Annotated in this window: 10 protein-coding genes; 6 read left to right on the forward strand and 4 right to left on the reverse strand. The window is 61.5% G+C overall.

Features of this window, described 5'->3' with window-relative positions; genetic code table 11:
- Nucleotides 1-158 precede the first annotated feature (158 nt).
- A complete protein-coding gene (locus tag QP457_RS06300) occupies nucleotides 159-3338 on the forward strand; it encodes a metallophosphoesterase (RefSeq protein WP_275890619.1) in 3180 nt (1059 codons plus the stop codon).
- A gap of 562 nt (nucleotides 3339-3900) precedes the next feature.
- Here the strand turns inward: QP457_RS06300 and QP457_RS06305 are convergent.
- From QP457_RS06305 to QP457_RS06315, 3 genes are all read right to left on the reverse strand, one after another.
- Complete coding sequence (locus QP457_RS06305) at nucleotides 3901-4170, reverse strand: hypothetical protein (protein WP_205404916.1); 270 nt, start codon at nucleotides 4168-4170, stop codon at nucleotides 3901-3903.
- A gap of 47 nt (nucleotides 4171-4217) precedes the next feature.
- Nucleotides 4218-4586, reverse strand: a complete 369-nt coding sequence (locus QP457_RS06310; protein ID WP_205404915.1) for a hypothetical protein — start codon at nucleotides 4584-4586, stop codon at nucleotides 4218-4220.
- A 419-nt stretch (nucleotides 4587-5005) separates the two neighbouring features.
- The gene (locus tag QP457_RS06315; RefSeq protein ID WP_240196488.1) at nucleotides 5006-5344 is read right to left on the reverse strand and encodes a hypothetical protein; all 339 of its coding nucleotides are present in this window, start codon (nucleotides 5342-5344) and stop codon (nucleotides 5006-5008) included.
- A gap of 339 nt (nucleotides 5345-5683) precedes the next feature.
- Between QP457_RS06315 and cyoA the strand changes: the two genes are divergently transcribed.
- The 4 genes from cyoA to cyoD are packed head-to-tail and all read left to right on the forward strand — an operon-like array spanning nucleotide 5684 to nucleotide 9703.
- Entirely contained in the window at nucleotides 5684-6727 is a 1044-nt protein-coding gene (gene cyoA / locus QP457_RS06320) for a ubiquinol oxidase subunit II (protein ID WP_205404913.1), read from the forward strand.
- A gap of 2 nt (nucleotides 6728-6729) precedes the next feature.
- On the forward strand, nucleotides 6730-8727 hold the full coding sequence (cyoB, locus tag QP457_RS06325) for a cytochrome o ubiquinol oxidase subunit I (protein ID WP_205404912.1): 1998 nt from the start codon (nucleotides 6730-6732) through the stop codon (nucleotides 8725-8727).
- Nucleotides 8724-9362 (forward strand): cytochrome o ubiquinol oxidase subunit III, encoded by a 639-nt coding sequence (gene cyoC / locus QP457_RS06330; protein WP_099821051.1) that lies wholly within the window; start codon nucleotides 8724-8726, stop codon nucleotides 9360-9362. The genes cyoB and cyoC overlap by 4 nt, the downstream gene beginning before the upstream one ends.
- Entirely contained in the window at nucleotides 9362-9703 is a 342-nt protein-coding gene (cyoD, locus tag QP457_RS06335) for a cytochrome o ubiquinol oxidase subunit IV (protein WP_025873831.1), read from the forward strand. The genes cyoC and cyoD overlap by 1 nt, the downstream gene beginning before the upstream one ends.
- Nucleotides 9704-9831: 128 nt before the next feature.
- On the opposite strand, the gene QP457_RS06340 is transcribed toward cyoD, so the two are convergent.
- Entirely contained in the window at nucleotides 9832-11889 is a 2058-nt protein-coding gene (locus QP457_RS06340; RefSeq protein ID WP_180163997.1) for a bifunctional diguanylate cyclase/phosphodiesterase, read from the reverse strand.
- A gap of 148 nt (nucleotides 11890-12037) precedes the next feature.
- Here QP457_RS06340 and radA point away from each other — a divergent pair, with 148 nt between their 5' ends.
- Nucleotides 12038-13414: a DNA repair protein RadA gene (radA, locus tag QP457_RS06345; protein WP_100551874.1), complete on the forward strand. Its 1377-nt coding sequence runs from the start codon at nucleotides 12038-12040 to the stop codon at nucleotides 13412-13414.
- The last annotated feature ends 134 nt before the right edge of the window (nucleotides 13415-13548 follow it).

Genomic DNA, 13548 nt, shown 5'->3' on the forward strand with positions numbered 1-13548 from the left:
GCTCGCGGGGTTGGCGGATCCATTAGTGGCTATAGGTGCTTTGGCTTTTGAGTCACGATGGTGATGGGTAGGTGTGTGTTGATTGCCCTATCCTGGCCACACGTCACAGTTCGGGGTTGGTAAGATGATTGGTGGACAACGCCCAAATGGCAGAGAGAATGGATACTGCGCGAATTCTGCACATCAGTGATCTTCATCAGGGTATGGGCCTTCAAAAGGTACTTATGCCCGCCTACAAGAAGGCGCTTTTCGACGATTTTAAGGAGGTCGCGGACTTGGCCGGAGGCTGGGATTTAGTGGTCTTTAGTGGAGACCTTGTCCAGTCTGGTAGGCGTGAAGAATATGAATCGCTCGAGTCATTTCTTCAGGAGGTTTGGGAGATCTTTGACAAGATCGGCTTTGGGCCAGCTCTCTTCAGTGTGCCGGGAAATCATGACCTCTCACGTCCGGTTGCCGGTTCTATGCATGAAAAGGCATTTTCGCATTGGTGGGATGATGAGGATCCTGCGATCCATCTGTTTGGGGGGACAGGGGGGTACATAGAGACAATTAACAGTGTGTTTTCGGGGTACATGGAGTGGCAACGGAACAGTCGAATACCTCAGCTGAAATTGAAGCCTGGCCTTCTTCCGGGTGATGCTGCAAGCTCCGTTGATCTAGGTGGTATCAGTATTGGATTGGTGGGGCTGAATTCAGCATGGCTTCAGTTGTCTGCCGACGATGCAAAGGGGCGTCTGCATGTTGATGCGCGTCAATTGCTTGGCGTCTGCGCTGATCCAGATAGCTGGGGTGACAGCCATGATCTGACGCTTTTGGTTACACACCATCCACTCGATTGGCTACATGAAAGAAGCAGGGCGCAATGGCGCTCGGAAATTGATACGCATACGCGGTTTGACTTTCATCTGCACGGCCACATGCATGAGCACTTGATCACGGCTCAGCAGCAGGGAGGCGGCACGATACGTCGCACGTTGCAGGCATCGTCGCTCTTTGGGCTAGAGAAGGTAGGGGTTCGTCAGATAGAAAGACGCCACGGCTACTCCTTGCTCTCTTACAGTAAGGGTGATGGTTCGCCCGAAGTTTCCTTGTTCCCTCGGTTGGGCACCACTATCGCGGGTGGTGAGCATAAGCTTGTCCCGGATCAGGCGGTTGGCATCGGTCGCGATCATTGTCTCAGGATTCCCGTCCGCCACCGGGAGGGTGCGACAAAGACCCCCGGGTCTTTAACAAAGATCATCTCAGAGTCGATAGATTCGAACGTCATTCTTGGTATGAGGCGGTCTCTCCCGGATCCTGGTGCCTGGAACGTGGTCCGTAAGGTTGAGCGTGAGAGGGCTACTGGCATCTTGAAGTCGTGTAGACAACTGTGGCTGACCGCTGATTGGGGAATGGGGGGGGACAGCTTCCTGGCTTCTATCGCAGATGATTTAGCTGTCGGTTCGATTTATTATCATATTGAATGCGATGTATGGGCGGATCTCGACAGCATCACCGGGAGCATTGCGGATGCGTGTGGTGCATCATTGGAAGAGGTCTGCGTAGCTTTGTCGTCAGTCCCTTCTGCAATTCTTCTTCTTGATGACATTGCAACGCCGCGGCCGGGTAGGGGAGAGGTGTCGCAGATAAAGTCGGTTATAGATGTGGTATGTGATTTTTGTCCAACGCTGATGGTTGTGGTTCGTAGCCGGCATTCGGGGCCCGATCCTGCCATCGGCGAAGTGGCATTGAAGTTGCTGGATGAAATCGATGGTGCTGCGTATATTCGAGCGTGGCGCAATGGGCGGTATGAATCGTTGGACGAGCACTCTTTAGAGAGCATATTTCGACATTCGGGGGGGAGTGCGTACCGGATGGATTCGCTTCTCGACGACTTCGAAATGTTTGGTGTCGCCGATCTGGCCTCGCTAAATCCGGATCTTGAGTTCGCATCTGATCGAGAGCTGAAGGGCGTTTCTCCTGTTATCGAGACTGAGCTTATTCGAATCCGAGATGATCCTCATTTTCGTAGATTATTTGAAATGCTTTCAGCGCTTGCAATGTTTCCTAAGGGTGAGACATTTGAGTCTGTTAGGAGATTTAATGGGGCCAAGGGGTTCCATGCCCATGATGCTAAGGAGTTGCGTCGGCTCGCACTTCTGGATGTCTCAGAGGTGGCCACATTAGCAGGCCAGGTCGATAAGGTGCTTTTTGTTCCAATCCCTGTGCGTGATGTTCTACTTGGCTTGATGTCTACTGGGGAGTTCTCGAGGAACGGCACAAGGGCGCTGGAAGCCTACTTCGGGGTGGAGTGGTCTACCAAGGGGATGTCTTCCTCACGAGTACGCATTGATGCGGCAACGTGCCCCGGATGGAAGATTGTGAATGCATCGGCCATGGTTAACCGTGCAGTCCGTTCGGCAATTCAAGAGGGGGAGCCGCGCGCCATTGCTACATGTTCGCGGTTGACTTACCTGTACGCGTCCGCTCTGGAGAAAGGTGATCATTTTAGATCTAATGTTGCATTCCTAGAGGAAACCCTGCCGGTTCTGCGTGCTGCTGCCAGTAAGGCGGAGTGTGATGAGCTCGCCTGCTTGCTCGCAAAGTCGCTGAGGATGTCTGGCAGGCACGAAGAATCTCTGGCGGCACTTTCGGATGTAAATACGGCAGGTTTGACCAGGGCGTCTAGGCAGAGCTTTCATTACTGTAGTGCGGAGTGCCATAATTCATTGGGTCACACTGACGATGCAAGGCTTCATGCCAAAAAGGCCATTGATGCGGATCCGGAGTCAGGTACCGCACTGCAATCACAGGCGCTTATTATTCGTCTCGATGGGGGCTCGGATCGCCAAGTAGTCTCTATTGAAAGGAAGGCTAGGAAGAACAAATATGGGGTTCTTGTTCGAAATATACTTCTCGACAGGGCTGAGGGCATGGATAGTGAGCAAGCGCAAAAAATTCTGCGCGAGGTCCAGTATGACGCGCGGGTGGGGCGTGATTCTTATAACTGCATCAGGGCTTCGGTGCGTCTTGCTCGGCTTCAGTTGGACGCAGTAGGAAATGTTGATGATGCGACGTTCAACATTCTCCTCGAAGGCTATCAGGTGCTTCATTCCGACGGCTCTAATTTGCTTTTTGATCGAATTACGGGAGTGCTGTGGGATGTATTTTCAGTTCGGGGTGATTTGCTAAATCAGATCAGTCTCTTTAAGCATAGTTCGCTCAGGTGGAGGTTAAGGGGGGGGTTGGGTGCGGAGAGTAAGTATGTTGGCCTCCTGAAGGTTATTCTTGAGCGTTTGGGTGAACAGGGGATGCTGGAAAAAGCGGATGTGGTCTATGTCGCATCAAGATTGCATTGATTGTGGAGGCTCGAATGCGGGTTGGCTGCGCTCATTCGTCATTGCTCGTAGCAATTGATGGTGAGTCGGCGGCTTAGGTGGCGCTTATGGGGCGTATGGGTCGACTGAATGCGTCTGGGGTAATTCGCGAATGCTTCTGACATGCTCTTTTGGTTAGTCCATGCTAGCGTGGCCGGTCTAGGTTGGCCATTTTTCGCAGAGTAGGCTGCTGAGATCACTCTCAAGGTTCACTAATCTGGGTTCGTAATGCGTAGGTCGTAGGTTAGATTCCTATTTCCGGCACCAGATACAGCAGAAAGCCCCGGCCTTGGTCGGGGCTTTTTTGGGCCGGCAGGGCCGCTGACCCGCTGCTTCAGTAGTGCCAGCCCATGGCTGGCAACGCGGGAACGCCGCACGTCTTGCATTGTCCCGATCCGACGCACAACTAAAGCGCTGGCGTCATGCTGGGGGATTGATCGACGCCTTCCGTATCAACCCACCGTTGATGCGTGTCGGACATCGGCCTCGGCCTGAAGTCCAAACCTTGCCTACACGTCCGAAGGCACTCCGAAACCAACCCGCGCTATTCCCCGAACGCGATCACCAACAGACGGCCTGCCGAGTTGTCCACCAGAATGACGGGCTCGCCATCCTGGTGGATCTCAAAATACGTCGCCGCGCTGACCATGTTGAATTCCGGCATGCCGGCCACGCTTTCCCGCCGCAACCGCACGCGCAGGTCTTCCTGCAGCTGCAGAAACTCCAGATCGGAAAACTCCCGATAGGTCGTGACGTTGATGCGTGCCTCCGGCCGATAGCTGTGTGCGACCACCGGGCCCAGCACCGCGATCATCAATACGGCGGCCCACGCCAGCGCCCGCCTGCCGAACCGGCCGCGCACTAGCTGCGCACATGCAGGCAGGCAGTGACCTGTGCGGTAAGGGCCAGGCAGGCCATCATCATGCCCTCCATCGCGCGCTCGCCTACGTATTCGTGGGAAGGGCCGTTCTGCCGGGTGCGTTCCGCCGCCAACAGCATTTCCTGCACCACAGTCAGGCCGGCCAGCGCGCAGTCGGCATCGGCCAGTTGCATGCGGCGCCCAGGCCGCAGGTGGGTTTCCGGCCACGGGCGCCCATCGGCGGCGGCTCCGGCCTGGATGCTGCGCAACGTGGAGACGAAGGCGGTGGGGTCCGCTCCAGGCTCGCCCACGCCCTCGGCATTGGCCGGGTCATGGCGGGCGTTGAGGTCAAGATATTCCGATGCGTGCATGGCAGTGCTCCGTGCAGGACAGACAGCAGCGCCACCGGGGGAGGTGGCGGACGATGCGTGGCGGCAAAAACCGGTGATCGATGGGAACCGGCGGGCGCATGCAAGCACGCACCCCCACGCACCGCCCGCCATGGAACGCGAACGGATTGCCAGCCGGCGCCACGCAGAGGTGACGCCGGCTGACAAGCGTAAACAACCATCGATCCTCGGGTTTGCCGACCCGGCCACTCGTTTTCAGTGGCATGCCATGGTGTGCATACCCCGCCGTGGGCTGCCAAGGGCAGATTCCGTCAACGCAGGGCTGCCTTACGCTTCGGGTGCATTTTGGCACGGCGGCCCGCAGGCCGAAACGCTTAGCCGGCAAGGCTCGGTGCTCATCAGGCCCATTTCAGCGGTCGGCGCAGCCAACGTCGAACGCGTCAGCCAGCACGGCCGACCCCACGGCCCAACCCGAGGCGATCACGACAGAACGGCCCGAGCTGCCGCAGATAACCGCCTGCCGCCCCGGCCACCGCGCCGCAGGCCAGCCGCCCAGCGCCCCGCAGCCCGCGGTCAACCTGCAGTCGCAGCCAGGGCAGAGTGGCCAGCAGTTGCGCACCCAGCAGCAGCGCCAGCACGTCCAGCCCCAACACATCCAGCACCGCCAGCAGCGGCGCCAGTTCCGGGTTGCAGGCCAGCAGCACCACCAGCGTGGCGCCCAGCACGGAAAGCGTGCGGCGCAGGGCGGGCGTGCTGAGCCAGCGGAGCAGGGCGTTCATAAGGCATCTTTGCCAGGACGAGGCGTCTGTCATCCAGTCTCGGTGCGGCAGACATGCACTTCAGGTAGCCTGAGCATGTTCAGCTTGCTTTGCCGAATCTGGTCCCCAGCGCCCGCAACAGGGGCGCGCTGCGCGCGGTGCGACAACGTGTCGCAGCCAGATCCGGGCCTTTCCTGCGCCTGATCATTGTCAATGCCTTTCTTAAATGGTGGGTGACGGCCTAAAATTGAAGGGCTGACTCGACCCCACCTTACCTGCCTGTCTTCTGGACGGGTGGGCCCGGCTTTGGCCGGTGCGGGCAGGACGGGGAACGGCATTCCCTCGCAATTGGATCGACCGATGATTCCGTTGAAAACCCTTGGGCGCTGGTTGCGCCCGGGCTTGCTGCTCGCATTGCTGGTGATGCTCACCGGCTGCGATGCCGTGGCCATCCTCAGTCCGAAGGGCCAGATCGGCCAGGATGAAAAGACACTGCTGATCACGGCCACCGTGCTCATGCTGCTGGTCGTCATCCCGGTCATCATCATGACCCTGACCTTCGCGTGGAAGTATCGCGCCTCCAACACCAAGGCCCGCTACGAGCCGAAGTGGTCCCACTCGACGGCGATCGAGGTGGTGGTGTGGTCGATCCCCTGCATGATCGTGCTGGTCCTGGCGGTGCTGACCTGGCGGTCCTCGCATGCGCTGGATCCGTACAAGCCCCTGGAATCGGACGTCAAGCCGGTCACCATCCAGGCGATCTCGCTGGACTGGAAGTGGCTGTTCATCTATCCGGAAGAGAAGGTCGCGGTCGTCAACGAGATCAAGTTCCCGGTCAACACCCCGCTGAACTTCGAGATCACCTCCGATACGGTGATGAATGCGTTCTTCATCCCGCACCTGGGCAGCATGATCTATTCGATGGCGGCGATGGAGACCAAGCTCCACCTGATCGCCAACGAACTGGGTGAGTTCCCGGGCATGTCCTCGCACTACAGCGGTGCAGGCTTCGCCAAGATGCATTTCACTGCCTACTCGGTCACCGACGCGCAGTACCGCCAGTGGCTGGACCAGGTCCGTGCCGGCGAGCAGACCCTGGACAAGACCTCGTTCAAGGCGCTGGGCGAAGCGAAGAATTCCGAGTGGTACCCGGTCACCTACTTCGGCAAGGTTGAAGACAACCTGTTCGACTGGGTCATCGCCAAGCACATGGGCGACAACAAGCATTACGGCATGAAGCATTCCCACGCCGGTGCCGCTGCTGCCGATGCGTCCAGCCATGAAGCGCACGAGGGGCACGCCCCGAGCGACGCGCATGATGCCAAGGAATCCGGGAAGAACCTGGATGCCACCGAAGAACACGAACACGCTGGCCATGAAGGCCACATGGGTTCGGGAGAATGAACATGTTGGGAAAACTCTCTCTTGAGTCGATCCCCCACGATCCGATCGTGCTGACCACCCTGGTCGGCGCGATCCTTGGTGGCCTGGGCGTCGTCGCCCTGATCACCAAGTTCAAGCTGTGGGGCTATCTGTGGAAGGAGTGGTTCACCTCGGTGGATCACAAGAAGATCGGCGTGATGTACATCATCGTCGCCTTCGTCATGCTGCTGCGCGGTTTCTCCGACGCGATCATGATGCGTACCCAGCAGGCCATCGCCGTCGGCGGGTCCGAGGGTTACCTGCCGCCGCACCACTACGACCAGATCTTCACCGCCCACGGCGTGATCATGATCTTCTTCGTGGCGATGCCGTTGATCACCGGCCTGATGAACCTGGCCGTGCCGCTGCAGATCGGCGCGCGCGACGTCGCGTTCCCGTTCGTCAACTCGCTCAGCTTCTGGCTGTTCGTGTCCGGCGCGGTGCTGATCATGCTGTCGCTGTGGATCGGTGAATTCGCCGCCACCGGCTGGCTGGCCTTCCCGCCATTGTCGGGCATCGAGTACAGCAACAATGTAGGTATGGACTACTACATATGGGGACTACAGGTGGCGGGTCTGGGTACCACGTTGAGTGGTATCAACTTCTTCATCACCATCCTCAAGATGCGCACCCCGAGCATGAAGCTCATGCAGATGCCGGTCTTCACCTGGACCGCGCTGGTGACCAACGTGCTGATCGTCGCCGCCTTCCCGGTGCTGACCATCACCCTGGTGCTGCTGACCCTTGACCGTTACCTGGGTACGCACTTCTTCACCAATGACGGTGGCGGCAACGCCATGCTGTACATCAACCTGATCTGGATCTGGGGTCACCCGGAAGTCTATATCCTGGTGCTGCCGGCCTTCGGCGTGTTCTCCGAGGTCATCGCGACCTTCTCGCGCAAGGCCCTGTTCGGTTACAAGGGCATGGTCTACGCCACCGCCTGCATCGGCGTGCTGTCGTTCATCGTGTGGCTGCACCACTTCTTCACCATGGGCTCGGGTGCCAACGTCAATGCCTTCTTCGGCATCACGACGATGATCATCTCCATCCCCACCGGCGTGAAGATCTTCAACTGGCTGTTCACCATGTTCCGCGGTCGCGTGCAGTTCACCACGCCCGTGCTGTGGACCATCGGCTTCATGGTCACCTTCACCATCGGCGGCATGACCGGCGTGATGCTGGCGATCCCGGCCATCGACTTCGTGCTGCACAACAGCCTGTTCCTGATCGCCCACTTCCACAACGTCATCATCGGCGGCGTGGTGTTCGGCATGTTCGCCGGCATCACCTACTGGTGGCCGAAGATGTTCGGCTTCCGCCTCAATGAGTTCTGGGGCAAGTGCGCGTTCTGGTGCTGGTTCATCGGCTTCTATGTGACCTTCATGCCGATGTACGTGCTGGGCTTCATGGGCATGACCCGTCGTCTGCAGAGCACCGTCAACCCGGCCTACGAGCCGTTCCTGCTGGTTGCCGCTGTTGGCGCCTTCATCGTGGGTGCCGGCATCCTGTGCCAGATCATCCAGGTGGCCGTGTCGATCCGCGACCGCAAGAAGACTGCCGACCTGACCGGCGACCCGTGGGATGCCCGTACGCTGGAGTGGGAAACCTCTTCGCCGCCGGCCTTCTACAACTTCGGCACCTTGCCGGAAGTCACCGAGCTGGACGATTTCTGGGAGCGCAAGCAGCGTGGTGAAGCCTGGCCGAAGCCGGCCAAGTACACCGACATCCACATGCCGCGCAACACCGGCACCGGCGTTGTCATCGGCGCCTTCAGCATGGTGTTCGGCTTTGCGATGATCTGGCACATCTGGTGGCTGGCCATCCTCGGCTTCGTCGGCATGATCGCCACGTTCATCTACCGCACCTTCGACCAGGACGTGGACTACTGGGTCCCGGCTGCCGAGGTGGAACGCATCGAGAACGAACACCGCAAGCACCTGGAAGCCCAGGGCCTGGTGAAGTCGGAGCTGAAGGCATGAGCACCAATACCTCCACCGTGAACCACGGGCACGCCGCACACGCGGCGGCCCATGGCCATGACGACCACGAGCACCACGACACCGGCGGCAACACCGTCTTCGGTTTCTGGGTGTACCTGATGAGCGACTGCCTCATCTTCGCCTCGCTGTTTGCCACCTACGTGGTGCTGGCCGGCGGCACCGATGGTGGCCCCGGCGCGAAGGACCTGTTCGAGCTGCCGTTCGTGGCGTGGGAAACCGCGCTGCTGCTGACCTCGTCGCTGACCTTCGGCCTGGGCATGATCGCCATGCACCGCAAGCAGGTCGGTCAGATGTTCCTGTGGCTGGGCATCACCTGGCTGCTGGGCTTCGGCTTCATGTGCATGGAAGTCTATGAGTTCCAGCACCTGATCCATCAGGGTTACGGTCCGGACCGCAGTGCCTTCCTGTCGGCGTTCTTCGCCCTCGTCGGTACCCACGGCCTGCACGTCAGCGCCGGCCTGCTGTGGCTGCTGGTGATGTTCGTGCAGCTGAAGAAGTACGGCCTGACCCCGACCAACAAGACCCGCATGGCGTGCCTGAGCCTGTTCTGGCACTTCCTGGACCTGATCTGGATCGGCGTGTTCTCCGTCGTCTACCTCAATGGAGCGCTGTAATGGCACATGACAACCATGCACACGACCACGCCGCCGGCGGCGAAAGCCACGGCACCGTGAAGTCGTACCTGATCGGCTTCGTGCTGGCGGTGGTGCTGACCGTCATCCCGTTCTACATGGTGATGTCGGGCGATTTCTCGCGCACCGTCAACGGTGTGGTGATCGCCATCACCGCGGTGCTGCAGATGCTGGTCCACCTGGTGTTCTTCCTGCACCTGGACCGCTCGTCGGAGAGCCGCTGGAACGTCAACGCTGCGGCCTTCACCGTGGTGGTGATCGGCATCATCGTGGTCGGTACCCTGTGGGTCATGCACAACATGAACGTGCACATGATGCACTGACGTCTTCGCGACGTTGCCACGCAGAAAGGCCGCCTCCGGGCGGCCTTTCTGTTTTTTCCGTTGTCCGGTAGTGCCGGCCGCTGGCCGGCAGCCAGTAGATCCACGCCATGCGTGGATGCGGTTGCCTCTCACCCCACCTTGCGCAGGAACTCCTCGGCGTCCATCGGCCGTCCAAGGTGATAGCCCTGCAGCTGGTCGCAGCCCAGCTCACTCAGGTAATCGCGCTGCGCCTGGGTCTCCACGCCCTCGGCCACCACCTGCAGCTGCAGGGTGCGGCCCAGCGCGATGATCGAGGACACGATGGCCGCATCCTCGTCGTTGCGTTCGAGGTCATGCACGAACGCCCGGTCGATCTTCAGCTCGGTGGCCGGCATGCGCTTGAGGTACAGCAGGCTGGAATAGCCGGTGCCGAAGTCGTCGATGGCGATGTGCACGCCCATCGCAGTCAGATCGTTGAGGATCGCCAGGCTGGCTTCGACATCCTTCATGGCGGTGGTTTCGGTGATCTCCAGGGTCAGCCGCGCCGGGTCGATGCGATGCCGTTCCAGCACCGACCGCACGCTGTCCAACAGGGCCGGCGAGGCGAACTGCAGCGGCGACAGGTTTACCGCCATCGTCCAGTCGCTGTGCCCGCCGTCATGCCAGGCGCGCAGCTGCGCGCACGCCTGGTCGAGCACCCAGTCGCCGATCGGCAGGATCAGGCCGCTGCGCTCGGCGATGGGAATGAACACGTCCGGTGCCAGCAGGCCCAGTTCCGGGTGCTGCCAGCGCAGCAGCGCCTCGGCGCCGGTGGCCGGTGCGTCGGCCGCCGGGAATTTCGGCTGGTAGTGCAGCAGCAGTTCGTTGCGCGCGATCGCCTTGCGCAGGTCCTGCAGCAGGCGCAGCTGGCGGTTGGCACTGAGCTGCATCGAAGGAATGAAGAAGGTGTAGCCGTTCCGCCCGGTTTCCTTGGTGTGGTACATCGCCGCATCGGCATGTGCCATCAACTCGCGTTCGTCGCCGGCATCGTCCGGATACAGGGCAATGCCCAGGCTGGCGGTGACCTGCAGTTCCGCCGCATCCAGCACGAAGGGTTCGCTTGCCGCAGCGATCACCCGCTCGGCGACCACCGCCGCATCGTCAGGCGCATCGATGGCCAGCACGATCACGAACTCGTCACCACCGAGGCGGGCGAGGGTGTCCTGCGGCCGCAGCTGCGCCCCCACGCGTTGGGCCACCGCGACCAGCAGGCGATCACCCAGCTGGTGGCCATAGGCATCGTTGACGGCCTTGAAGCCATCCAGGTCGCAGAACATCACCGCCACCGACTGCTGGCGGCGTTGCGCCTTCTCGATGGCCTGCTCGATCCGATCCTGCAGCAGCATGCGGTTCGGCAGCTGGGTCAGTGGATCGTGCAGTGCCGCCTGGATCAGCTTGTCATTGGCGTGGGCCAGGGAGTCGGCCAGCAGACCGGTGCGCACGCGCATCTGGCGGTCGAACAACGAGGCAACCAACGCGATGCCCAGCGTGGCCAGCGTGGTCACGATCACCAGCACGGCCAGCCAGCGGGGATCGATGCCGCCGCTGCCGACCGCGCCGCAGACGCTGCCTGCCGGGAAGCGTGCGGCGGCCATGCCGGTGTAATGCATGCCGACGATGGCCAGGCCCATCACCAGTGATGCCAGTATCCGCAGGCGCACCGTGTTGCGTTGCTCGACGCGCAGCCGGAAGGCGATCCACAGCGCTGCACCGGCGGCGCCGATGGCCACCGCGATCGATGCGGCAAACCAGCCCGGGTGGTAGTCGATGCCCGGCTGCATCCGCATCGCGGCCATGCCCAGATAGTGCATCGCCGCGATACCCAGTCCCATCAGCACCGCACCGGCGGCCAGGCGCTGCAGCGGCAGGCTGGGCCGCGACACCAGCCACAGCGCATAGGCCGATGCGCCGATCGACACGGCCAGCGAATACAGGGTGATCGCCAGGTCGTAACCGACTGGAATCGGCAGCTTGAACGCCAGCATCGCGATGAAGTGCATCGACCAGATGCCCAGGCCCATCGCGGCGGCACCGCCGGCCAGCCACCAGCGTGCGACCCGGCCCTCGGCCGTGGCCAGGCGGCCGGCCATGTCGAGCGCGGTATACGATGCCAGCATGGCCACCAGCAGCGAGATGGCGACCAGGCTCTGACTGTAACTACCAGTCATGTTGAATCCAGAGGAGAAGGGAGGGGCGCCCGCAAGGCGCACGCCCGCCACCGCTATCGGCACCGGCGGGTGGGACTTGAGTGGTCGCAGCAGCTGCGACCCGGCTCGGCTATCCTGCCACGCTCGTTGCCCCTGCAGGAAATCTCCGATGGCCAAAGCCCGCACCGCGTATGTCTGCAATGAATGCGGCGCCGAATACAGCAAGTGGCAAGGCCAGTGCACCGAGTGCAACGCCTGGAACGCGCTGTCGGAAATCGTCCTTGAGAGCGCGACGGCGGCCAAGGCGCCTGCCTCACGACGTGCCGGCTGGGCGGGCAAGATCGACCCGCCGAAGATCACCGCGTTGAAGGACGTGGCGCAGACCGAGCACAACCGGGTCAGCACCGGCATCGGTGAATTCGACCGCGTGCTCGGCGGCGGCCTGGTCGAGGGCGCGGTGGTGCTGGTCGGGGGCGACCCGGGCATCGGCAAGTCCACCCTGCTGCTGCAGGCCGTGGCCAAGATGGCCGCGGTGCTGCCGGTGCTCTACGTCACCGGTGAAGAATCACTGGCCCAGGTGGCCGGTCGGGCGCACCGGCTGGAGCTGCCGCTGGAGGGCGTCAACGCGCTGGCCGAGACCGGTGTCGAATCCATCCTGCAGCACGCCACCAAGAGCGGGCCGCGGCTGATCGTGGCCGACTCGGTACAGACGCTGTGGACCGAGACGCTGACTGCCGCGCCCGGTTCGGTCAGCCAGGTACGTGAGAGCGCTGCGCGGCTGGTGCGCTTCGCCAAGGAAACCGGAACCGCGGTGTTCCTGGTCGGCCATGTGACCAAGGAAGGCGGCATCGCCGGCCCGCGGGTGCTGGAACACATGGTCGATGCCGTGCTGTATTTCGAAGGCGAGAGCGGCAGCCGCTTCCGCCTGCTGCGCGCCTTCAAGAACCGCTTCGGTGCGGTCAACGAACTGGGCGTGTTCGCGATGGGCGACAAGGGCCTGAAGGAAGTCTCCAACCCGTCGGCGATCTTCCTGTCCGGTGCCAGCACGCACCAGCCGGGCAGCTGCGTGATGGTCACCCGCGAGGGCACCCGGCCGTTGCTGGTGGAAGTGCAGGCGCTGGTCGACGCCTCGCCGCTGTCCAATCCGCGCCGCGTGGCGGTGGGCCTGGAGCAGAACCGCCTGGCCATGCTGCTGGCGGTGCTGCATCGGCATGGCGGCGTGCTGGTCGGCGACCAGGACGTGTTCGTGAACGTTGTTGGTGGCATCCGCGTGCAGGAGACCGCCGCCGACCTGCCGGTGCTGCTGGCGGTGCTGTCCTCGCTGCAGGACCGTCCGCTGGCCGAGAAGACCATCGCGTTCGGTGAAGTCGGCCTGTCCGGTGAGATCCGGCCGGTACCCAACGGCGAGGACCGCCTGCGCGAGGCGGCGACCCACGGCTTCAAGCGCGCCATCGTGCCCAAGGCCAATGCGCCCAAGGGCGGCTCGGTGAAGGGGATGGAAGTGATCGCGGTCGAACGCCTGTCCGAGGCCATCGACGCGGCGTGATGCCGGTACTGTAGAGCCGAGCCCATGCTCGGCTGCTTTTCCGGTAAAGGGCAGCCGAGCCTGGGCTCGGCTCTACAAACGTCACATGCGGCAACGGTCAGCCTGCCTGTGCTAGTTTTTCCGGCTCGACGAAG

Source organism: Stenotrophomonas sp. As-7 (genome assembly GCF_030291015.1).
Lineage (GTDB): Bacteria > Pseudomonadota > Gammaproteobacteria > Xanthomonadales > Xanthomonadaceae > Stenotrophomonas > Stenotrophomonas lactitubi.